General features: G+C 51.7%; 12 protein-coding genes. 3 read left to right on the top strand and 9 right to left on the bottom strand.

Annotated features, from left to right (window positions below):
* Positions 1-47 precede the first annotated feature (47 nt).
* Positions 48-4,673, bottom strand: a complete 4,626-nt coding sequence (locus ACN6MW_RS21830) for a glycoside hydrolase family 3 C-terminal domain-containing protein (RefSeq protein WP_419872043.1) — start codon at positions 4,671-4,673, stop codon at positions 48-50.
* A gap of 260 nt (positions 4,674-4,933) precedes the next feature.
* On the opposite strand from ACN6MW_RS21830, the gene ACN6MW_RS21825 reads away from it, so the two are divergent.
* A complete protein-coding gene (locus ACN6MW_RS21825) occupies positions 4,934-5,614 on the top strand; it encodes an SDR family NAD(P)-dependent oxidoreductase (protein WP_419872042.1) in 681 nt (226 codons plus the stop codon).
* A gap of 95 nt (positions 5,615-5,709) precedes the next feature.
* Here the strand turns inward: ACN6MW_RS21825 and ACN6MW_RS21820 are convergent, their stop codons facing one another.
* The 3 genes from ACN6MW_RS21820 to pheS form a co-directional block, all read right to left on the bottom strand.
* Complete coding sequence (locus ACN6MW_RS21820; RefSeq protein ID WP_419872041.1) at positions 5,710-8,943, bottom strand: hypothetical protein; 3,234 nt, start codon at positions 8,941-8,943, stop codon at positions 5,710-5,712.
* A gap of 200 nt (positions 8,944-9,143) precedes the next feature.
* Positions 9,144-11,585, bottom strand: a complete 2,442-nt coding sequence (gene pheT / locus ACN6MW_RS21815) for a phenylalanine--tRNA ligase subunit beta (RefSeq protein WP_419872040.1) — start codon at positions 11,583-11,585, stop codon at positions 9,144-9,146.
* A gap of 24 nt (positions 11,586-11,609) precedes the next feature.
* Positions 11,610-12,644: a phenylalanine--tRNA ligase subunit alpha gene (pheS, locus tag ACN6MW_RS21810; RefSeq protein ID WP_419872039.1), complete on the bottom strand. Its 1,035-nt coding sequence runs from the start codon at positions 12,642-12,644 to the stop codon at positions 11,610-11,612.
* A gap of 594 nt (positions 12,645-13,238) precedes the next feature.
* Here pheS and ACN6MW_RS21805 point away from each other — a divergent pair.
* Positions 13,239-13,787: a DUF3231 family protein gene (locus ACN6MW_RS21805; RefSeq protein ID WP_419872038.1), complete on the top strand. Its 549-nt coding sequence runs from the start codon at positions 13,239-13,241 to the stop codon at positions 13,785-13,787.
* 15 nt (positions 13,788-13,802) lie between these two features.
* Here the strand turns inward: ACN6MW_RS21805 and ACN6MW_RS21800 are convergent, their stop codons facing one another.
* Positions 13,803-15,488, bottom strand: coding sequence for a GMC oxidoreductase (locus ACN6MW_RS21800; protein WP_419872037.1), 1,686 nt, complete (start codon positions 15,486-15,488; stop codon positions 13,803-13,805).
* 159 nt (positions 15,489-15,647) lie between these two features.
* Between ACN6MW_RS21800 and ACN6MW_RS21795 the strand changes: the two genes are divergently transcribed.
* Positions 15,648-16,406, top strand: a complete 759-nt coding sequence (locus ACN6MW_RS21795; RefSeq protein WP_419872036.1) for a ThuA domain-containing protein — start codon at positions 15,648-15,650, stop codon at positions 16,404-16,406.
* A 248-nt stretch (positions 16,407-16,654) separates the two neighbouring features.
* On the opposite strand, the gene ACN6MW_RS21790 is transcribed toward ACN6MW_RS21795, so the two are convergent.
* The 4 genes from ACN6MW_RS21790 to ACN6MW_RS21775 form a co-directional block, all read right to left on the bottom strand.
* A protein-coding gene (locus ACN6MW_RS21790; RefSeq protein WP_419871355.1) for an IS1182 family transposase occupies positions 16,655-18,006 on the bottom strand; the annotation gives its coding sequence in 2 pieces (ribosomal slippage) (positions 16,655-17,439 and positions 17,439-18,006; 1,353 coding nt in all).
* Between the two features lie 152 nt (positions 18,007-18,158).
* Positions 18,159-21,197, bottom strand: a complete 3,039-nt coding sequence (locus ACN6MW_RS21785) for an Npt1/Npt2 family nucleotide transporter (RefSeq protein ID WP_419872035.1) — start codon at positions 21,195-21,197, stop codon at positions 18,159-18,161.
* Positions 21,198-21,203: 6 nt separating this feature from the next.
* Positions 21,204-21,701, bottom strand: coding sequence for a GNAT family N-acetyltransferase (locus ACN6MW_RS21780; protein WP_419872034.1), 498 nt, complete (start codon positions 21,699-21,701; stop codon positions 21,204-21,206).
* A 26-nt stretch (positions 21,702-21,727) separates the two neighbouring features.
* Positions 21,728-24,460: an adenylate/guanylate cyclase domain-containing protein gene (locus tag ACN6MW_RS21775; RefSeq protein ID WP_419872033.1), complete on the bottom strand. Its 2,733-nt coding sequence runs from the start codon at positions 24,458-24,460 to the stop codon at positions 21,728-21,730.
* Between the last annotated feature and the right edge of the window lie 119 nt (positions 24,461-24,579).

The raw sequence follows: 24,579 nt of genomic DNA, 5'->3' as shown, positions 1-24,579 counted from the left end.
CCAGCCTGCCCTCTTTCGAGGCACAGGCTGGTTTTTTGTTCCTTTATTTAAGAAATAAGGCCAACGACAACGCTATGCGTTCGGAGGGCGACAGCTGCAAGTTCAGCGCGCGTAATCGTGCCTGAAGGCTGCAATTGCTGCGCCGGCGTTCCTTTGAAAATACCGTATTTAATGGACACCGCCATCGCCGTACGGTTCTCTGCGGAAATGCCGGCCGCATCCGTGAAGCCTTGAAGCAGTCCGCTTACTTCCGTCTCGCTAAGCGTAATGTCTACCCCGGCATAACGAAGGGCGTTAGCCAGTACCGCAGCCATTCCTTCACGGGACATTGGCGTATCGGCCGTTAACGTTGAATAGCTTACCAGCCCATGCTGGCCGGCAGCTCTCACGACCGAATCATACCATTTCGCATCTGCTGCGTTTTTCTCGGGAGACAAGCCGAGCACACTAAGCGCGACCATCAGCGTTTGCGCTTTCGTTGTAGGCGCTCCCGGCTGCATTTTCGATGGCGTAACGCCGTTGACCAGCAGCAGGCTGTTCGCCTTGGCTATCTCGTCTGCATACCATGCATGTGCTGCCACGTCCGTAAATTTACGCTCAGAGGAGACGGCTGCATAGGTGCCGCTCAAGGAAACAAGCGCTTTTATGACCGTTTTTCCGCTCGCGTCTGTCGTAATTTGGCTTGGAACAGGCGTCAATGTTCCGTCATCGGCAACCAAAGCCAGGGTTGTAACCTTTTTGCCGGCTTCTTTTTCGATCGTAACGGTCGCCGTGGCATAAGATCCGTTCAATTTGCCTATTTCGATCCCCACAGGCGCCCCGGACAACGTTACGCCTTCAGCCTTGATTTTTTTCACTTTTGCTGCATCTGCTGCACTCGCTGCCGTAACCGAAACGGCTGGCGATTCCGTGCCGGTCGTACCTCCTCCTCCTGAAGAAGCCGAGGTAATGTTAAGGGTCAGCTTGTTGCTGTCCGTTACATTGCCGTCAAAGGCGGCTGACTTCGCTATGATGGCAATTGAAGCGGCTTGTGCGGTCCCGCTGAATTGCAGCGCTGCCAGCTTGCTTGTTTCATCAATAGTGATGGCTGCCAGCGTCAAGCCGCTTGTAGTCGAATCAAAACTCCAGTTATCGATATCGGCTGCAGCAGCCGCAAAAGCAGCGCTATCGGTCTTAATGACCGCGACTGGGTTTGCTTGGCCAGCAATAAGCTGGCTGGCAGTGCTGATTGCCGATTCGCTCTCGAACGCCAAGCTGTCGATACGGAGATCAGCCGCTTTGAACACGACATATAGATCATGCTTGCCCTGAAGGGCCGTATTGCTTAAATCTGCTTGAACATCGACATAGGCCAGCTCCGTAACCGGAACGGAAGCATTGGCGATGGTGTAGGACTTAGGCTGCGTCGCCGGAACCTCGATCATCGCGATAGGCGCGCTGCTTGGGGAATCCGCATGCAGGGTAATGATTCCGCCCGCAGCATCGGAGGCAACCGAAGCCTTAACGCTTTTTGTGCCTGTCAAATCCACATTCGGTATCGCCGCATAGGAACCATTCTGTTTGGATCTCACCGCATAGTATCCGCCGACTACTTTTTTCGCTTTCAGATTTTGCGCGGTGCGTTCTTTGGACACCTCGTGATAGATGACTTCATGGGAAGCAAACGCATGGTCAAACACGTTAAACGGCTTGTAGACTTGCAAATCAGCGATGGCATCGCCATTGATTTGAATGGTCTTTTCTGCGCGAATATCCTTGGAGGAAGAACCCGCCATCAAGGTATAAGCGCCATTTTCTACAATAAAGCGATTCTGGTTGACATCCCAAATGCCAAAGTCATTGGCATCAACCGAGAGGGTAACCGTCTTGGTCTCTCCGGCTGCCAGAGCGATTTTCTCGAACCCGACCAGCTGCTGCTTGGGAGCGGAATCGCCATAACCCGATTCGTTATTTTTAATATATAGCTGAACGACTTCCGACGTATTGACGGAGCCTTCATTTTTCACTTTTACGGAAACGGTAAACGGCTCATTCCCGCTTGCGCTCTCAGGCGCCGTAAAATCGCTGTAAGAGAAGCTGCTGTAAGAGAGCCCGTAGCCAAACGGATACGTAATCGGCGCATTCGTATACATATACGTCAGCTCGGACTCTATCGGATCGGCATTCGTCATATCTAACGTAAATCTCGGATCAATCGTAGCCAGCGAGGCCGTCTTGTTTCCTTCGGGAATGACATATTTGTTAATCGCCGGGAACGCGCTCATGTCGGCATACCAGGTCGACGTCAGTCGGCCCGTCGGCGCATAATCGCCGTAAAGCACCTTTGTCAGCGCATAAGAATCATACTGCCCTCCGTATGGCTGATACACGATTGCCGAAACATTCGGGTTGTTTTGAATGTCCTCCAGCCCGACCGGGAAGCTGCTTTTGACAACGACAATGGTCTTCTTGCCTTGTGCGGCGAAGGCAGCGGAAACCTTGTCCACAAGCTCGTAATCGGCATCGCCCATATACAAGCTGGAGCGGTCATTCCCTTCTCCGGCGCTATGACGCGGAACCGCGCCAACGAATACAACGGCATAGTCGTCGATCGCCGCTCTTGCCACGGTATCCTGGCCGACTTCCTTCACTACCGTTTCTTTAAATTTCACGTCTGCGCCTCGAATGGCTGCATTCGAGACATTCCCAAGCGGCGCTGCAGCTGTCTTCAGCTTGGCATCCGCTCCCGTAGTGATCAGACGCCCGTTCGCATAATACCAGTTGGTAAAATCGCCCGAAAACCCGCTTCTATAGCCATTCGCAATCAGCGACAGGGTTTGGTCTGCGTTTGTCTCGATGCGGAGCCTTGGCGGAATCGCGCTCGTGTTGCCGAGCATCGCCGCTAAATCCCAATCGTTGTTGGTTAAATTTAATCTTGTTGCGTCTGTATTGCCAACGGCAGCATTATTCGCCGTTGGAGAAGTCACCCATCGATTGTTTTTAAGCGAAAGCAGGCTGTAGCCCTCCTGCCCCCAATCGAACACTTGGAACAGCTGGGACGTGTCGGCTGGATTGAGCGGATCCTCGGTTGTTACAAGCTGAGCTCCGCCTGCAATAACAGCAGGATCATAGACATTAGCCGTAACCGTTTGATTATTGCTCATCGCGGTGAGCGCTATCACTTTGCCTGCTGAATCGTAAGAGACGTGATTTGCCCCATTTGCGTTAATCATTGCGAGCAGCGGCGAGATGCCTGATTCCGGAAGGGCTGGCGTCGTGCCTACCGAATAGGTCGTTTTAAATCTTGCATCCGCATAAACGCCGGCAACAGCCGCATTTTTATTTTTCGCCAAAGGCAGGACACCGTCATTTTTCAGCAAAACAATGCTTTCTTGCGCAGCTTGCAGCGCAACCTCCTGATGCTCCGGCACGCTGTAGGTTGCTGCCGCTGCCGTACGCACATCCTTGGCATCCTGGGCAAACGGATAAAATTTAGGAATGCCGTTTTCATCTGTCTCATTAAAGATGCCGACACGAACCATCTGGTTGACATGCGGCCTGGCTGCCGTGATCAGATCCTCGGCGGTGATGCCATACTCTCCTTTATTCACAAGCGCAACCAGGTCCGGCACATCCGCAGGCGTCGTGCCTGACGGCCGTCCCGCATTTGCTTCGGCCAGCGCCATCAATACGGTCGCATGCGTGCGGTCGACGGCATAATTCGTATCATAGCCGTTGCTAAGATAGCCCGCATTCGAAACATGGGCATCCCCGTTAAAGTCTGGCGAGCTGTAGACGCCGTATTTGGAAAAATCATTCGCATGGAGCTGCAGCGGGGATAGAATATTCGGAATGCCGTTCGTCCGTCCGAATGAAGTCATGACCCCCGCTATGGAACCGGATGCCAAGCCCTTCAGCGGACTTCTTGTCTGGTATTCGAACATGGACCTTGCACCCGCGCTGTTGCTCGAGCTTTCGCGGAACCACTGCGCATTGTATACGGAATAATGCTTGGTTCCTACTGCCGCGCGCATCCAGAATCCGTCCTCGCTCACCGCTTGGTCAATGCCGCTTAGACCGGACGCCATATTATCGATCAAGGTGCCAGCCATATATGGATCTTCCGAATAACCTTCGTCAAAACGTCCGCTTAAAGGGTTGATCCGCATATCGCTGACCACCGTAAACGCGACAGTCGCCGATGCATTAGCGCCGCCATGGATATTCGACTCGCCTTGCTTTACCTTCAGCAGGCTTATTTTTTCATTTCCCATTACCTTGCCGATATCCGTAAGAAGCTCCTTATTCCAGGTTTGTCCCATGCCGACCAATGCGGGGAAATCGGTTGAAACGCCCTGGACATTATCCGCAGCCGCCAATGCGCCTGGAATGACCTTGCCTGCATTCGGCCCCTGTGTAAGCGTGTAATGGTTGCGTGAACCTGTCACATAAACGGCTGGACCCTCGAGCCCGGTATATTCAAAATAAGTGTCCACGTAAGCGTCCAAATGCTCCGGATTGCCGTCGAACAACGGCATGCCGTCAAAGACTCCTCCGCTTTGCGTTTTGAACGCGATGCTTTCTGCCGCATGTACGAGCGGCGCTGCATTTGCTGTTATGCCCGTGGCCAGTACCCCCGCAAGCACCAAGGACATCATTTTTTTTCCCCATTTTCGCTGGGTTGTTTGGTTCATTTTTTCGCTCCCTTTCTGCTCTCATTTTGCAAACGTTTTCATCTTGACCCAAATTTATTATACGATTGTATACGGTGTACTTTGTTTTTACCTTTTGGTGCAGTAATTTTAGATTTTACCTCATTTTGTCAGTTGACCGGCTTCCGAAATATAATATTTTTTTGCTTTTGAACAAAAAAAGTCTGATAGCTATTTCTCTTCCCCAACCGTTCCGCCTCTGATAAGATATTCACAAAAGAACTGCGAATGGAGGAATGGTGATGGGTACCCTGCAAAATCGAGTCGCCATTATAAGCGGAGCCGGAACGGGTTTGGGGCGCGCAGCATCGATCTCTTTTGCGGCGGCAGGCGCGGATGTCGCGGTTCTCGGGAGACGCCTCTCCAAGCTTGAGGAAACCGCTTCGCTTATCAAAGCAAGGACAGGAAGGGATGCCCTGGTTTTGCAGACGGATGTTGCCGAGGAGCAGCAGGTGCAGGAAGCCATTGCGGCGGTTATCGCGCATTTTGGAAAAATCGATATTATATTGAATAACGCAGCCGTGTTTGAATCCGGCACGGTGATGGAGTTATCTTCGGATGAATGGCAAAATCAAATTGCCACCAATTTAACGGGGCCTTTTTTGCTGACGAAATCAGCGCTTCCAGCCATGCGCAAAGCAAAATATGGCCGGATCATTAATATAACTTCCGGACTGTCCTGGAACGGCGCAGGCGGCTATGCCGCTTACAGCGCAGCCAAGGCCGGACTTGAATCGTTAACGCGCACGCTCGCAGACGAGGAATATGAACATGGCATACTTGCGAACCTGTATAACCCGGGAACGCTTCGCACCGAAATGCATGCCACCGGCAAAGATCCGGCCATTGTAACGCCGGACCTGATCCGATTGGCCAGCCTGCCTTCGGGCGGCCCTACAGGAACAATCGTTTCCTACGGCTGATATGACGCCCGGCATAACCATGCACAAAAAAACCGCTGTAACCTGCCAGGCGTTTGCCCTGCTGGTTACAGCGGTTTTTTATTATTCCGGATAAGCTAGCTGTGCTCGATCAGCTCAATCCATTCATTGTATTCGGTTTGCAGCTTCGAGTACTCGTTCTTCAGCTTGTGATGCTGCTCCATTAAATCAGCGTGATCCTCCGCCAGCTTCTCCGCGGAGCGTGCCGCTTCATCCCGCTCATAGACGAGCGACTCCAGCGCGCTCGCAGCCTCGTCACGTTCATTCGCAAGCTGTTCTGCCCTGCGCGCTGACTCTTCCCGCTCTTGAGCGAGTCTGGAAGCATGCTCGCTAAGCTCTTCCTTCAGCTCGGAGGCAGCCGCCGCTTCCTGCATCGCTTGCTCAAGCCGCTCGCGCATCAAGCTTTCCTCTGAATCGCGCAATTTCTTCTCTTGCTCCAAGCGGCTGGCTTCAGCCGCTGTCAGCTCCGCGAACTCCTGTTGTTCCTTCAGCTGTATGCTCAGCTCCCGTTCGCGGCCCGCTGCCGCTTCCAGCTGCTGCACCGCAATTCGCTCGCGGGCTGCCGTCCATTCCAGCTGCTCGGTCAGTTCCTGTTCCCGAGCCGTAAGCTTCTCCAGCTCTGCCTTGTAGGTTTGCTCGCCATCCGCGGCGGAAGCCGCAATTTGTTCGATTTTGTCGAGCTGCGCTTGCAGCTTCTGAATCATCGTCTCATAATCATGCTTCTGCTGCAGAAGCAGCTCCTCTTGATTCGCCGACAGCTGCTTCACCAACTCGTCATGCTCGGACGCCAATTGCTGAAGACGCTCCTCGCGCTCTTCCTCCATCTGCCTCCGCTCATCTTCCTGCTTAGCCGCAAGCGCAATGTAACGCTCCTCGTACTCATCGACCAGCTGTTCGGAACGGGCTGCCTCCTGAACGGCAAAAGCTTTGGACTTCTCCTCGTACTCACTGGCGAGCTGCTTGTTCTGCTCCTCATACTGGTCCGCCTGCTCGAGAAGCTGCTCCTCGTATTGATTTACCAGCTGCTTGCTGCGAGCTTCGTGTTCAGCAGCTTTCTGCTCCAATTGCTCCTCATACTCGCGGGCGAGCTGTCTGTTCTGCTCCTCATACTCGCGGGCAAGCTGCTTGTTCTGCTCTTCGTACTGAAGCGCCTGCTCGAGAAGCTGCTCCTCGAAGTGCTGGACAAGCTGCTTAGACTGCGCTTCAGCCTCTTCTGCTTTACGCTGCGCTTTTTCTTCATACTGCCTAGCAAGCTGTTTATTCTGCTCTTCAAGCAGTACGGCTTGTTCGAGCAGCTGTTCTTCATGCGCGTCGGCAAGCTTTCTTTCATGCTCTTCACGTTCAGCCGCTTTCTGACTGATTTGCGCCTCATAGTCGTGCACGAGCTGCTTGTTTTGTTCTTCGTATTGCACGGCCTGCTCAAGCAGCTGCTCTTCATATTGGCTAGCCAGCTGCTTCTTTTGTTCCTCATGCTCGGCAGCTAGTGCCTCTAAGCGGGCATCTCTTTCGGCTGCCAGCTGGTCATATCGCTCATTGCTTTCCGCGGTCAGTTGTTTAAACAGCTCGTCGTTTTCTGCTTCTACGACCCTCAGCTGTGCTTCATGCTCCTGACGCAGCTTATTAATTAGCTCGCGCTTCTCTTCTTCAAGCACTTTTAATTGCTGCTCATGCTCCTCGTGCAGCATATCCCGCTGCTGCTCCAGCTCTGTACGCAGTTTAGCTTGGAACTCATCCCTTTGCCGCTGCTCCGTAAGCTCCTTCTCTTCAAGCTCTAGCTCAAGCTGCAGCTGCTGCTCCTCCTGCTGCTTTTGCAGCTCCTCCAGCTGAAGCAGCGTCATGCCCTGCTGCTGTTCCCTGTCCAGCGCTTCTTTCAGCCGCTGCTGCAGATCCGTAGCCCGTTTGTCCGCTGCGGACACGTGGCTGCGCTCATGGGCAAGCTTTTGCTCCAGCTCTTGGATCTGTGCGGCAGCTTCGCTCCTATTCTCCTGCAGCTCCTGAATCTGGCGTATCGTTTCGTTCAGCTCGGTTTGAACGAGCTGTACTTCGCTTTCTTTCTCGTTTAAGCTGTTCTCCAGCTGAGCAAACGAGGTTCTTGAGGCTTCCTCCTGCTCCATAGCCTGAACAAGCTGCTCTTCCGCTTCAGTAATCCGATGCTCGAGCGTTTGCTTATCCGCCGCCCAGCCTTGCTGAATCTCCGCAATTTGCGCTTGCAGCCTGCTGCGCTCCTCTAACCAGCCGTTTCTGCGGCGCTCCAGGTCGGCACGGAAAACCTGCTCCGCTTTTGCTGCTTCAGCCTTCCAGTTCTGCTCCCGCTCCTCGCTTTGGCGGGCAAGCTCCAATTGCGAGCTCTCGGCATGGGCAAGCCAGCTTAGCTCCCGCTCATCCCACTTGCTCTGCCAGCTGCCCGCCAGCTCGGTAAACTCTGACTCTTTTTCCTCCTTGATGGTTAAAAGCAAGGCTTCATGCTCCTGCATCAATGCTTTCAACTGCTCGTCCTTATCCTGTCTAAGCGCAGCCAGCTCATTCGCTTTCACGCTTTCGAGCTCCGATAGCTGTATCTCCTTCTCAAGTTCAAGCTCCAGCTGCAGATTTTCTTTGGCCTCTTTCAGCTCCGAGAGTTCGGCTGCCCACTGTTTTTGCAGTTCTGCAAGCTCGATTTCCTTATGGTTTTGCAGCTCCGCCAGCTCCGTATCCTTTGAGCTGCGAAGCTCAGCCAGCTGGGCTTCAAGCACTCGCTTCAGCTCATTCAGCTCGGAATCCTTCTTGGACTGGATCTGTGCCAGCTGTTCGTCCTTCTTGGCCCGCAGCGCTGCAAGCCGCTCCGCGTTTTCCTCCGTTAGCCGGACAATCGTTTCCTCCTGCGCCTTCATGGCTTCCGCAGCGGCAGCTTGCTCGGCAGCCGCCTGCTCGGCGGCAAGGGACAGCATCTCCGCCAGCTCGGCTTCAGCCGCCGCTTTGGCCTTCTGCAGCTGTTCGCTCGCCATCCGCTTCGTCTCTGCCAATTCTGCCTGCAGCGTAACAGCCTGTTCGCCGACCTGCTCCAGCTCCCTAATCAGGAGGTTCAGCTTAGCTTCCTCCTCCAGCAGTCTCGCATTATCGCGTCTTAGCCTAAAAACTTCCTCCGTTATTTGTACGGCGGATAGCACTGCCAGCTTCGGCATATCGAGACGCGGATAGCCCTTGGCCAGCTTTTTCATGCTTTCGTCGATTGCTGCCGCAACCCTTTTCATATATTCCACATTGGAATGGCCTTTTAATTTATATTGAACTCCATATATATCAACCGTAACAACCGTATTTTCAGCATCCATTAAGGCGAATCCTCCTATTGTACAAGTAGAGCAAGCGTAGACGGCTGTCGTCATCCATGTAAAGGAGCTGCTTTCATTTCGCGGTGAAATATAGGCATATGGATCATTGCAAAATGATGTATGCCTCATATTTAAAAGGAAAAAAGCCGCATCGATAGCTCACTAGGAACTATTTCGATGCGGCTTTGAAGGTTTCCTGCCTATTTGCGTAATTCAGCCGCAAAAGATTGTTCTAATTGTAAAACAACCTTTCCATGCAGCTCCGTTACCTCTTCATCTGTCAAAGTACGCTCTCCATGGCGGTATACAAGCGACAGCGCGACGCTCTTCTTGCTTGCTCCGAGCTTCTCTCCGGTGTATACGTCGAAGACGCGTACCGACTCCAGCAGCTCGCCTGCAATATCCCAAGCAACGCCTGTCAGCTTGGCAGCCGCAACCTCTTGATCAACAACGACAGCGATATCCCGCTGCATTGCCGGATAACGCGGAAGCACTTTATACTCGATGTCGGAATCGGCAAAATCGTAAACCAAGTCCAAGCCGATCTCAAGCACGTACGTGTCCGCAAGATCCGCCTCCAGCTGGAGCGCCGGATGCAGTTGTCCCACGTAGCCGATGACTTCATTGCCTTTTGGCGTATGAAGCAGAACGGCAGCCGTACGGCCAGGATGGAAATGCTCTGGCTGCGCCGCTTCGTAAGACACGCTCGCCGTTAATCCGAGGACGGCAAACACCGTTTCCAAAATCCCCTTCGCGTCGTAGAAATCCACCTGCGCCGCTTTTGCGTTCCACTGCGCCTCCGAACGGTTGCCGGTCAGGAGAGCCGCAAAACGGTGCTTCTCTTGCGGAAGGCGAGTCAGCTGCTCTTCATCGGTATGGAATACGCTGCCGATTTCAAATAGAGCCGCTGATTCATTTTTGCGGTTGCGGTTATAGGACGCCGTTTCAAGCAGCTGTGCGATCAGCGTCGTGCGCAGTACGCTCCGATCTTCGCTCATCGGCATGGCAAGACGAACGGGATTCGCATGCTCGGCCAGTGCAGGGAACAGCTTCGTCCGCTCCGGTCCCGTGAAGGAATAGCTGACGACTTCGTGCATCCCGGCATCCGACAAGCGTTTACGCAGCTCGCGGCGGATGGCCTGCGGCTTCGTCAAGGAGCCTGGCACGACATCCCCATGGATGAGTGTCGTCGGAATCTCATCGTAGCCGTGTAAACGAGCGACTTCCTCGATGAGATCAACCGCGCGCGTAATGTCGCCGCGGCGCGTCGGCACGTTCACGGTGAACACGTTGCCGTCAGACAGCTCGTATTCAAAGTGCAGGCGCCCAAAAATCGTTTGAACCTCCAGCCTCGAGAGCTCCGTTCCGAGATAGCCGTTTATTTTGTCCAGCGATACCGCGACCTTGGCCGGCTTCGCCTCTGCTGAAGCAACCTCGACAATGCCTTCCGCGACTAAGCCTTGCGCAAGCTCAGCGATAAGCGCTGCCGCACGGTCAAGTGCAGGGATTACTCTTGCCGGGTCAACCTCTTTCTCGAAGCGAATGCTTGACTCCGAGCGCAGGCCAAGCTGGCGTGACGTCTTCCGTACGGTACCGCCATCGAATTTCGCCGACTCGAGCAAAATATTGACCGTTTCTCCCGTCACCTCCGTGCTTGCGCCGCCCATTACGCCCGCTAGCGCAATCGGCTGCTGGCCATCGGTAATCACGAGCATATGCGGCTCGAGCTTGCGTTCTTGGTCGTCCAGCGTTACGAGGGTTTCGCCGGCTTTCGCAAGCCGTACATCAATGCGTCCGCCTGGCAGGCGGTCCGCGTCAAAAGCATGCAGCGGCTGGCCGTATTCGAGCATGACGAAGTTCGTAACGTCGACGACGTTGCTGATTGGGCGAATGCCTGCGGCGATCAAACGGTTTTGCAGCCACAATGGGGATTCGCCGATTTTCACGCCTTTAATATAACGAGCCGAATAGTGCGAGCAATGCTCCGGCGCGCTGATGCTTACCGACACAAGGCTGTCCGCGCGCACGGTTGTATGATTAATGTTAGTGTTTGGCAGCCGAACCTCGCGGCCGGTTAAAGCACCAATCTCATAAGCCACGCCGAGCATGCTGAGGCAATCCGAACGGTTAGGCGTCAAATCCAGCTCAAGCACCTCGTCGTCGATTCCCAGCACTTCGCCGATTGGCGTCCCAATCTTCGTAGCTGCCGGAAGAACGAGGATACCCTCTTGCTGATCCTTAGGCAGAAGCTTCTCGTTCAAGCCTAGCTCCTTCGCCGAGCAAATCATCCCTTGGGATTCCACGCCGCGCAGCTTTGCGCGCTTGATCTTGAAATCGCCTGGCAATACCGCACCGATAACGGCAACGGGAACAAGCTGTCCCGCGTCGACATTTTTGGCTCCGCATACGATTTGCAGTTCTTCTCCCGTACCAACGTCAACTTTGCACACATTCAGCTTGTCGGCGTCGGGATGCTTTTCCTTCGATTTCACATAACCGACAACAACGCCGTTTACGCCTTTGTTGCGGGATTCAACGACGTCGATTTCAATGCCGCCGCGCGTCATTTTCTCCGCAAGCTCTTCCCCCGTAAAGCCGGAAAGGTCGATATATTCGTTTAACCATTTATAGGATACATTCATCTCTCTTCTTCCCTTCTCTCAATGCTACATTCTTGCGAATTGTCCTAAGAACCGCAGATCGTTCGTATAGAAATGACGAATATCGTCAATGCCGTATTTCAATAAGGCGATACGCTCAACGCCCATACCGAAGGCGAATCCGCTGACTTCCTCTGGGTCATAGCCGCCCATTTCAAGCACGCGCGGATGAACCATGCCGCAGCCGAGAATTTCGAGCCAGCCCGTATGCTTGCACATGCGGCAGCCTTTGCCTGCGCATTGCACGCAGGTAACGTCAACCTCCGCGCTTGGCTCCGTGAACGGGAAGAAGCTTGGACGAAGCCTGATTTGCGCTTGCGCGCCAAACATTTGCTGCACGAATTGCAGCAGCGTGCCTTTCAGATCGCTCATCCGAATGTTTTTGCCGATCACAAGACCTTCGATTTGATTGAACTGGAAAGAATGCGTCGCATCGTCATCATCGCGGCGGTAAACTTTGCCCGGGCAAATGACCTTGACCGGTGTTTGGCCGTTCATCGCCTTCATGGTACGTACTTGAACCGGCGATGTATGCGTACGCATCAGAATGTCGTCCGTTACGTAAAACGAATCCTGCATATCGCGCGCCGGATGGTTCTTGGGCAAGTTCAAAGCTTCGAAGTTATAATAATCCTCTTCGACCTCTGGTCCCTCCGCAATGGTGTAGCCTAGACCGATAAACACATCCTCGATCTCCTGCGCTACCTTGTTAAGCGGATGCACGGAGCCTGTCGGCAGCTGTTTGCCCGGAAGCGTCACGTCTAGCGTCTCCGCTAGAAGACGGTTATTCGTCTCAGCTTGTTGGAATGCATTCTGCTTCTCGTCGATAACCGATTCAATAGCTGCACGGACATCGTTCGCAACCTGGCCGATCACCGGACGCTCTTCGGCGCTTAGACCGCCCATCCCGCGCAAAATTTCAGTCAAAGCCCCTTTTTTACCTAAATACTTTACGCGCAAATCATTAAGCTGCTGGGGTGTAGCCACTTGCTGCAGCTCCTGCAGCGCTTCGCCGCGCAGTCCTTCCAATCTTTCCCTCATTCTTCTTCGCCTCCATATCATCATACCTAATTCATGCAAGCGTAAACGGCTAAAGCCATACTTAGGAGGCTTAGCTATCGTTTCGCGGAGAAATATAAGCACTTTATAAGCTAACAAACTTATAAATTCTTATATTTACACAAAAAAAGGCCCTCTCTCCCTAAAGGGACGAAAGAACCGTGGTACCACCCTAATTCGGATTGCGCTCCTGCCTTTGCGAATACCCATCAATGGTCATCGCTTGCCTGTCGGCGGCGGATTACAATCCCTTAGCCCCATAACGGCGGGAACCGGACTTTCCCTACTTGCGCCGCGCGGCAAGCCGCTGTGGCGTTTCAGGCGTCTGCTCCGGAGTGAATCTTCAGCAGCCTATAATCACAAAGACGCTCTCAATCTACGGCGTCTTCTCCCTGTGCGAAAGCACTGCTTACTCTTCTCCATCATCGCTTTACTGCGAATATGAAACAATAATCTATATTATATGCAATCTGATGCAGCGTTGCAACCGCAAACCTTGCATTTCGAATCAATCTAACGCTGTATAAATGATGAAATATTTTTGCACACTATTCAAAAACGAAGGACGGTGTGAAATTGTCAAGCGTATTCGAAGCAGTTGCCGATGTAATGAAAACATTGATAGATAATGAACCGAAGCCCCCCCTGCATATAGGAGAAGCAATGACTTGCTGGACATACTTGACCATGCTGGAGGAAGAAATAGCGAATGTCCAGATCGGAATAAACACAACGACGGACAATGAACTGTTAGGCGCGCTCCAGGCATCAATGGAATTAGCAAAAGCACAATCAAAAGTACTAAGGGATTTTATGCTGCTGGAAGGCGTGACTCTGCCCCCGGTATCTGAAAAAAAACCAAATTCAGAACCCAATTCAGTACCCATGGGCGTAAAGCTGACTGACGATGAAATCGCAAATGCCCTATCCATTAAACTTGTTGCCAATTACATGATGTGCGCAGCAGGTGCCGTGCAGTCTGTCCGCAATGATGTGGGTATGATGTTCGTTAAATTCCAAGCAGAGAAATTGAAGTTTGGCGCTTCATTAAAAACGTTAATGCGTAAACGCGGCTGGATTAAAATTCCTCCTTACTATGTTCCGAATGGATTACCGACACCATAATTTCTAAATTTTCATTCAATCGGCACTCCCCTGCGAACCTTGCGGGATATCAGTATTTTGCACAATGTAATCTGCCGTTCGAATAGCCATCGCAGCAGCGGTGAGTGAAGGATTTGCGGCACCAATGTGAGGCAATACGCTGTTTCCTGCGACATACAGGCCGGAAATGCCGTGGATTTGGCCATACCGGTCAGTGGCGGACGTGAGCGGATCAGTGCCCATGCGGCATGTGCCGAATTCATGATAATCGGCACCCGGTGCGAGTAAGCATAGGTCAGGCTTGCCGCTTTGGCCAGTTAACTGTATGCCGGCGGCTTGAGCAATCCGAGGAATATCCGCTTTTATTTGCTCGATAATGTCTTTGTCCTTAGGGCTGTACGCAAAGCTGACGCCGATCTGAGGTACGCCGTATTCGTCTCGCCGAGCGGGATCGAGGTAAACCTGATTTTCGAATCTTGATTCCACGGTGCCAAACCCGCCAAAGAAATTCATCCCCCACTCCTCATGCAGCTCCTTCGGGGTATCGTGATACCAATAGTACGGACCAGGGCCTTGAATTTGAACCTGATAAGGACGTTCAGCTGTCGATGGAACCAGGATCGCAAGCGTTCCTAATACTTCCGTAACAGCTGGTGTCCGAATGAGCCCATTCGTTACGACAAACGAATGGTTAGCGAGGTAATGTCCAATCGCCCGGCCGGGAATTCCGGAATGCAGAAGCAGTCTGGGCGCTTGCAGCGCGCTTGTACCGACAATAACGGTTTTGGCTTTTAAAAAATAGGATTGTTTAAACGGATTGCTGACCTCGACACCGGCGACTTTGCCCTCCTGCGTCACAATCCTCGTAGCGTTGGCATTCACCGCCAAGTCAAAGGGCGCCAAATTCAGCGCTTTTGCGAAAAACTGAATGGAGCTAAACGCAGCGGCAGAATGAATCTCTCCATATTTGGTAGGATCAACGTCAACGGCCATGGGACTTCCTGCTGCCTCGGGGAAGCCGCTTTGCCATAGTCGATGCAATAATTCACTCGTGAGGGAAGAATCTTTGCTGTATGCGTTCGATACATTCATTACTTCCTCGGCAATATTATAATACTTCGTCATTTCCTCATACGATACAGGCCAGTCCTTCATATCAAATCTTTGGAGCCGCGGACTGACCAAACCCCAGAATTGCGTTCTGCCGCCAAGTGCATACAGCTCCCTAGCGCCTGAGAAGGAAGGCAGCGTTCTACCAATCGGAACAGAGACGGCAGGGTTAGCAAAAAGCCGGCCGGCACGGTCATTATTTAAAGTCGGAACATTCCAGCTATGCGTTTGTAGAAGAAGCCCTCCCTTTTCGACAACGGCGATTCGTTTGCCAGCATTCATCCACTGCTCGCATAATCGCCATAAAGCGGCGCCGCCGCCCATGCCTGAACCGATAATAAGAACATCATATTCGGTCTCAGCCATATCGGCGAGAGAGGTGAGAGGAATCCATTGATCCAGAAATGGCATAGGATCTACGGGCGGGCAGGAGAAAAGCGTGCTAAGGGCAAGCGGCGAGTCCGCGACAGGGATACGTATCACGGAGCCCGAAAGGTTTGAATTATGGACAGGCAGCTCCGGATTGGCCGCATGAAGCAGTTCGGTATCCAGACGATAGTGCTTGGCAATGGTTGCGAAAGTGTCATCCTTGCCAGCGACATAAAGCCTCAAAGCATCCACTTCCTCTTCTATCTTTTATTCCATATTATGTTTCGTTGTACCTGTCTGATGCCAAGGACTCGGTTGCGGCAGTAGGGTGACAGGTAATCACCCAAATAAACGGAAAACATACAATAGAAGAAACATGCAATACAGCAAGGAGACGGGCTTATGATCAAAGCATTGATCGGCGGAAAAGCGTACCATGAGAAAAGGGCCATACGCGTGACAGTCTGGAATGAATATATCGCGGAAAAGGTGAACCCGGAGGTAGCCGCCGTATACCCAAACGGCATTCATTGCGCGATCGCCGAAGGATTAGCGCCATACGGCTTTTATATTCATACGGCTGTATTAGAACAGCCGGAGCATGGCCTAACACCAGAAGTATTAAACCATACAGACGTCTTGATTTGGTGGGGACACCACGCTCATACGCAGGTTAGCGATGAGGTCGTCGAGCGCGTTTATCATAAGGTATTAGGCGGAATGGGACTTATCGTGCTGCATTCGGGTCATTTCTCCAAGCTGTTTGGTAAGCTGATGGGAACGACCTGCCAGCTTAAATGGCGGGAGGCGAAAGAGAGAGAGCGCTTATGGGTTGTTAATCCTGCTCATCCGATTACTGCAGGGCTTGGCGAATATATCGAGCTGCAAGAAGAGGAAATGTACGGCGAATTTTTTGATATTCCGGCACCGGATGAGCTCATTTTCATCGGCTGGTTTCAAGGCGGAGAAGTATTCCGAAGCGGATGCACTTTCTATCGCAGGCAGGGAAAAATTTTTTATTTCCAGCCCGGCCATGAAACGCACCCTACTTACTACCATAAACAAATCATTCGGGTCATTGCTAACGCGGTTCACTGGGCGGCATCCCCTCATGGCGCATCTCCCGTATTCGGAAATACAGCGGCTCTCGAGCAAGTGTGAAGTGTAACTTCACTCATAAAGGATAGCGTTCGTCTCTAGACGGCTTTCAAAAACCGGTAAACCGGATTTGCTGCTTGGCGTTGTTATTGTCTTCCTTAGAATGGATCGTTGTTGTATCTCTATAAAAAGGAAGAGCGCCCAATGGGCGCTCTTTCAGCTTGTAGAGAAACCCACGTTTTTTCAAAACGACGGGTTTCTCTTTTGTTTTTTATCTTCTCTTTTCGTGAGAAACAGAGGGTTTAAACCTCTCACGCCCTCCGTTCCAAGTGGAGGGCGATCTTCTTCATGTTCTGCACGGCGGCGGTCATCAACGCTTGTTCCATTACGTTGTTTAACCCGCGCAACCGGCAATAGCGAAACCCGTGGAGCTGTTTAGCATCCGCGAAGCTTCGCTCAATCGTTTCTTTTCGTTTTCGGTACAATCTTTTGCCCGACTTGCTTAAGCGGTTTAATCGTACTTGCTCTTTACTGTCCTCCCAGATGTGCCGGGTGACGATCTTACGTTTGTTACGTGAGCGCGTACACTTTTCTAGCATGGGACATGCTGCACAGATCTTCGGATCCGAAGCATAGTGTCGGTATCCGTGTCGGTCTGTCGTTCGGTAAGGCAATTTTTGTTGCTGGGGACAAATATACAAGTTCCGTTCGGCATCATATGTAAATTTCCATTTGGGATATAACCCTTGTGTCGGTTGAAATCTGCGGTGCGCAATAACACCATAAATGTTGCGGTCTTCAAGTCCCTTGCAAATCGGGGTCGTCATATAACCAGAATCAAGTGCGACTGCTTCAACTGCAAAACCAAAACGTTTACGCTGACGATCTAATCGAGAGAGGTACGGCACGGAATCGTGAACATTTCCTGCGGTTACGAAAACATCAGTAATGAGGTTGCACTTCACATCGACGGTACGATGGTCCAGATAAAAGAAGCCTTCCGGCTTGCCTTCCCGAAACATATATCCGCTGTCCGGGTCTGTTGTACTGACCTTCACTTCCTTGTCTTCGTTCACCTCCTCTCGTGGTTTTAGAGCTTTTTTCCTTGCGCTTTACGGTCGGTTTCAATTGCCGAGTTCAGTTCATCCAAATAATCCCTTGTGTTCTGCTGAACCTGCTCTTTTGTATATTTGTTTTTATTCGCATTCGCTTTCACGTGCGTGGAGTCGGATACCAACACACGGCCGCCAATCATACGGTGAGAGATGGCTTGCAGCACGATCTCATCAAAGATGTCCTGGAAGACAGAGGTATCCTTAAAACGCGTACGACGATTCCAACTGATCGTGGTGTGGTCTGGAACGCGATCGGTTAGCCCAAGTCCTAAAAACCAACGATAAGCCAAATTAGTCTGAACTTCACGTTCAAGTTGGCGTTCGGAACGTATGCCATAGAAATAGCCTAGAAAGATCATTTTGAAGAGAACAAGCGGGTCAATAGCTGGACGACCGTTATCCTGCGAATAAAGATGGCGAACCTTCTCATCGATAAAGGTGAAATCGATGTGCTTATCGATCTTGCGAAGCATATGATCAGAGGGCACTAGCTCCTCAATGGAAACCAATTCGTAATTTTGTTGCTTATCTCGATTAGTACGCAGCATCACGACACCATCCGTTCGTTTTAATTACTATAATTATACTGTATTAACGCGGTGTCGTGTTAAATTAATTAAACAAAAAGAAGACTGTCGAGACTTTCTCGACAGCCTGGAAGAGCGCCCAATGGGCGCTCTTTTACAATATGGCTGTTTCCTTATGAGTCAATGCGCATCATCATTTCCTCAAGCAACCGGATGCGGGCAAACGAGGCGCGCAGCAAGCCTATCCCAATCTCCGGGTATAGACGGATGAGCCTGGATACGTTTTCGCCCAGCAGCTTCAGCACCTTTACATCGCCGAGCAAGGCTTGAGCCGTAACCGTGGATGAGGTGCTGTCGAGCGCGGATGTAACGCCGCACACATCACCCGTCCCCAATACGCCGATCGTGCCTTCCCATCCCGCGGCCGAAATGCTCGTGAGCTCTATATTGCCGTCAACGATGACGTACATCGCCGGATTCGGCTCGCCACGCTCTAGCAGATTCTCCCCGTCCGGGCAACTGTATTCCTCGGCAATATTCGCAATTAACCCTAATTCCTCAAGCGATAAGTCAGCAAAGTAGGGAACCTGCCTAAGAAAGATAACCTTATTTAGCCGGCTCATGATCTGATGGTCGCTTCCCATTGACTTTCCCTCCTCTATTAACGCCGCTGCTGCAATCTCCCGCCACCAATCGTCATTTCCTTGCAAGGCCGCCTTCAGGATGGCATAAGCATCCTCATCGGTATCCACAGGCTTGCCTTCTTCGCCGCGTTCCAGCACGGTAAGCAAATATTGCGATAAACGCCGCTCTCCCAGGCCCTCGGCTAGCACTTCCCAGGCATTGCTGCGGATTTCTTCATCCTCATCTGCGGCAGCACGCCTAATCGCGTCAGCAACCTGTTCATCCGCAAGGTTCGATAAGACTGCCCATACGCCGTCCATAATAAAGGTCCGCACTTCCCGCCAGCGCCGCAATGCAAGCTCGGCTAGCTCCGAATGGCCAAGTTGCTTAAGCGATAACGAATAGCCGGAGGCTGCTTCAAGCTCACTTAGCCGCTTCAGCGCCTCGTCGGTTAATACGGTTCGGGCCTGTTCCTCCGGGAGAAGCGCCGACAGCGCAGTTACGGCAGAAGTCCATCGCTTCGGCGGCGAATCCGGCAAACTTCCAAATAGCAAAGGTATGGCGTCTTCGCCCATTTGAACGAAGCTTTCTGTGGCCGTACGGAACATTTCCTGGTCCATCATCGGAAGCTTCTCGAGCAGCCTCGGGATAATCGTTATAACCCGCAGCTTGCCGAGGCAAGCGATAGCGGCTACTCTGGCAGCCGGATGCGATTCATCCGCAAGTCTCTCAACCTTTGGTACGAACGCATGCAGCTCCAGCTCCGCAATCACCCGGCAAATATAAACCGCTGATTCTCCCCCCTCATCCAAGATGCGGTCAATGACCTCTGCGCAAGCCTCGTAGCTTGGCGCATTGTTGAAGGAGTACATCGCTTTGACTGCTTCGGCGACGACGCTTGGATGCCGGTCAAGCAGCTTTTGCCGCAAAAAGTAGAACGCCTGATGCTCCATATGCTTCATTCTGCCAATCTGTCTTACGCCCTCGGCGCGCATCTCGTCATCCGGGTCTTCCAAAAATGCCGCTACCTTTACCATCTCATGCAAATCCGCGCTCTCCAAATTCATGGCTCTAACCGCTGCAACGCGAATGCGCGGATTGGGGTCGTCGATAAGCTCCAGCAGATCTGGAACATCGCTTGGATTTTGCAGCCTTCCGATAATTTGCAAAGCAATCTCTTTGGCCGAATCGAGCGGCAGCTTCAGCATGCTCCTAACCTCTGCAATTGCAGCCTCGTTCCGGCTAAATTCATCGAACTGCTCGGACAAATCCAAATCCTGTTCGCCGATCGTCTGTACGCTGCTCACGAGCTCCCGCATATAGAACCTTCTGCCTAACCAAGAGAGCACGAACAGCAGAGCTGCTCCTCCCAAACCGACAAACGATAAGGCTGTCCAAGACATACCGAGACCCGAATGCAAGAACTGCAGGCCCGCGCCGATTAAAATGCCCGCGGACGCCGCAATTCCTTGCGCCGCATAGCGGTAGCTGTCGCGCTGCGCGAGCGGAAGCGTCTTGAAGAAAAGCTGGTAGGACGGCTCCGCGGAGTAATACAGCAGCAAGTACAGCAGCATGTACCCGATCGAAATAATCGGCAGCGCGGCCGACCCGCCGACAAAAAACAAAGCTCCAGCAAATGAAAGAACGTACACGCCCGAGATCGCCGTTAGCATCTGGCTTGCTCCAAGCCGGGCCATCAACCTGCCGGATACGGTTTGCAGCAAAAACGCAAGCACAAACAGCACCATCGTAACCATCCCAAAAAACCGGCTGAATGCCTGTTCACTAGGGAACGACATTTTGGTTACGTTCAGAAATTCGTATTCCATCAGGAAATAAAGAGCTGGCATAAGCGTCATCAACAGGATAACCGTGAGCAAAAACGGCGACCTCAGCGCATGCTTAAACACGGCCCCCGTAGATACCTGTTCCTCTTCCTGTCCACTCGCTTCAACCTTAATCGATAATGGAACCAAGTAGCGGGTAATCACTTTGCGGTAATTCGGCAAGGCTGCCAGCAGCAGCAAACCTCCGGCGGCATAAACAACCTCTGGGCCGAAAGCAAGGCTGATCAGTTGCGCAAGCAAGCCTGCCGCTACCCCGCCAAGCGTTGCCGAGCCAACGAATACCGGCACCAGCCGCTTGGCCTGCTGTGTCGAGCATAAATCGACAGCCAGGCTCCACAGCAGAAGGGTCTGCTGCCTTACGACGAAGCTGGAGGCAATAAATAGAACCGGATAATAGGCTCTCGCCTCGAGGCCGAAGCTTTCCATAACGAGCAAAACGCCGGCATTGACAAGCACGATTCCGAGTAAGAGCCCATATAAGACGCGCATCAGCTTCGGCTTTGGCAATCTAGCGGCAAGCCAGGACAAGAGCCATGCCTCGAGCGGCAAAATAAACGCCTCTGCCGCATAGACGTAAGGCAGGTATTCGCTTCCGAACCTTTGGTTGAACAATGTCATGAAGCCGTTATAATTAAGCATTTCCGCTATGCCGCAAATAAAAAAAACAGGCGCCATCATAAGCAGCTTACGCTGATCCTCTGGACGGGCACCCATTGCACGCAATATGCTATCTATTTTCATTTCTCTTTAAACCAGCTTTCGGTGATAGATTAATCGGTCTTCCCCTTCGTAGTAATAATCCGGGCATCTTCCGACCAGCGTAAATCCGCTTTTTTCAAATAATTGCCGTATCCGGTCATACTCGGGCAAATCGCAGGTATAGGTTACCAAATATCTTGCCTGTATCTCCTTTAAAAAAACATACATTTGTTCAATAAGCATGGCGGCCACGCCTGCCTTGCGGTAATCATGATGCACAACAAGATAATCCCAGCTGTACCCGCCTGTTTTTTGCTCGTTTTCAGCGACGCAGTTGATGCCCACGATCTTTCCTTGCTCGTCCTTGGCATACCAGAAGGATAGCTCATTCTTTAGCGCACGGTAAGGAAGCTCGCGGAAATGTACCAGCTCGCCCGGGGTATACCGCGTATCGTCAAATGAATAATCCGATAATAAAAACTTCACGATCTCCTCTGCTTCAACTGTCGTGGATACGCGGTCAATTTTAAACTGTCCCACCAGCATTCATCCTGCCTCCCCGCTCTTCACGGTTATACAGCGAGCGTTCCATTCCAGCCCTCTGTTGAACCCTTCTGGTAATATTCGTCACAAAGATAGAAATAAAGCTTAGCCGCTTTGTCAAAACGATTGATTTTGATGACTTCGATAAAGGTCTCCCTTGCATCGAAGAAGCGCCCCTCTTGGCAAAGCACGATCCCCTTCTCGAACATCGTTTTCGTACGGTCCTTTAAGTTCCGCTCCGCATCCGAATCTCCCTCGTATACATCGATCAGCTCGATTGGCTCATCCTTGCCTTCGATCCGGATCCGGCCGAGCTGGCGGAAGCGGAAGCGCTCCGGCGCGCGAAGCTGGTCATAGAACGTACGCGTTACCAGAATCGATGCGCCCATTGTATCCGACATGCGTTCTAAGGTTGCGGTAATGTTCACGTCATCCGAGATAACGTTGCCCTCCATCCGCTGCTCCTCGCCGACAATGCCTAGCATAAGCGGTCCCTTATGAATGGCCATTCCGAGATCCACGGGAGCGAAGCCCGAAGCCTTTAAGCTCTCGTTATAGGAAACGAGCTCACGGCGTATGGAAACGGCGGCGCGCAGCGCATCTTCGTTCCGTGCCGGGAACAGCGCCATAAAGCCAGCGCCCAAATATTTGCTGATCAGCCCCTCTTCCGTTCGAACGAAAGGACTGAAGCGTTTGAGGAACGCGTTCATGAAATCAAAGTTTTGCTTGGGCGACAGCTGCTTCGAGAGCTGGTGAAACGAGCGGATATTCGCTACCATAACGGTCATATTTTGCTGGACTTGATCTCCAAGATGGATATCCGTAATTCCTTTTTTTCCTAAATATTTGAAAATTTGCTGCGGCACGAAGCGGTGCGAAGCTTCGCTAAAGGAAGTGATATCCTTGATATAAGTTCGGATATGAAGCGCCATCCGGTTAAACTGCTCGCCTAAATCGCCTACCTCATCCTGCGAGCGTATGTTCACCCGCACATCCCAATTGCCGTTTGCCATCTCCATCACGCTTTTGCGAAGCTTGCGAAGCGACGACAGCAGGTAGTACGTAACGGCAAGCACCAAAATAATCAGTACAACGCTTATGAGTACAATATTGCGTATTACGCTTTTATATATGGTTTGATTGGATTGATACAGGACATTCAGATCGCGGCCCGTTTCATAGACGCCGACGATTTTGCCCGATGAATCGTAGATAGGCCCGATCGCATACAGCCACTTACCGGTTGCATCCTCCCAGCGGTCGGTTACGACCTCGCCATTTTCGACGACGAGACGATTTAGCTCGTTAACGGGAAAAGGCTTATACATATTCACGCCGTCATCGTCATCCATCATTATGAAAATTTCGCCGTTCTCGTATTTGTACAGCGTGCTGTACAAGCCCTTGCGATTTGCCGGATCCTCGCTTTCAAATAAGAAATTCATTTTGCTGCGAATCGTTTGATAGTCTTTGTTCATATAGTCATTGGGCGACGTTAACCGATTGAGCTGATCGCCGTTAATGATATTTTGGCCATTTCGCGCAAGCAGTGACAGCTGTCTCTGCATCTCTTCCTCCATTTTGCCGGAGAAGCTGTCATAGATGAAATTGGACAATAAAATCATTGCAATGATCAAAATCGGCACAATAGCGAATACCTGTTTGAAAAACAGCGATATTCTGCGACCCAGCACCTGTACGTAAAACAGGCGGACGAGGAACAGCGTAATAACGAGCAGCGCTGCTGCCGCAAGCCAGGTTAACCATCCTTTTACAACGGAGCTGCGATCATAGGAAAGCTTCATCCGTACGCTCGCGCTGCTCTTTTCACCATCAAGCTTGACGATGCTGTCGCCTAAAACGAGCTCCATCCGACCTGTTGTATCCATCGTCAGATCCATTATATCCAGGCTTTCTGCCTTCGGCGCCGCCGCCATCAAGGCCGGCTCGTCAATTATCGTTACCATATCGCTGGAATCAATGGCATTCATGCTCGTAACGGCATTCACGAGACGGTCAATAAAATAGAGCCTGCCATTCTCGCCGAGCAGCAAACCTTCCGGGAAGTTTTTGCGCGTGCGCTCCATCCCTTCCAGCGGGTAAGATAAAACACTTGCTCCATCGGCCTTTACTCTGAAAATAGCGCCGCGTTTCGTAGAATAGTAGATATGATCCGGCTCATAGCCTACGATTTCCGATAAGTACCGATCGTCAGGCAGCTTGAATGCCAGTGTCTCCTCTGGCTTGCCCCCTGCCGCGGACAATCGATGCAGCTTTACGTTTGTATCTTCATTTATGTAGAAGTAGATGCTGTCGCCTGCAACCTGCAGGCCTTTAATCAGGCCAACGCGCTTATTCGTTCCGCTGCCTTTGTAGGTATATAGGAGCGTGCCGCTTGGTTCGCCTTTGGGATAGCGGACGATCCGCTCCTCTTGGACATAAAGCCCATAGCCGTCCAATATCGTGTCGAGAACATAGATCGTACCGTCATCTGCAACCGCAATATCGGTAAAATCATGTCTGCTGCCTGCGCCGGCATCCTGACGAATAAGTTCTTCAATCGCTCCCTCGCTGTTAATCCGTACGATTTCTTGGCGGGAGTCGCCGATCACAATGGAGCTTCCATCCGGTCCTGCAGATGCTTTCGATAAATAATTGAGTGGTTTTTCGGTAGTATAGGGGAGAGTTTGGAAGTGATTCAAATTCGGATAAAGCCAAAAACCGAGACCGATTGCCATAAGTAACAGCAGAGCTATTCCCAACGCGGACCTTCGCATGCGCACCATCGCTTTCATCTTACAAAATTCAACTATTTCCATAGTACTACATGTTTAGCCATTTCGCATCAGAATACTTGTTGATATTCATCGAATGTTAGCTA

It is taken from the genome of Pristimantibacillus sp. PTI5, from assembly GCF_048572955.1.
Classification (GTDB): domain Bacteria; phylum Bacillota; class Bacilli; order Paenibacillales; family Paenibacillaceae; genus Pristimantibacillus.
The sequence above is the reverse complement of the archived record's forward strand: the minus strand, read 5'-3'. Positions and strand labels throughout refer to the sequence as shown.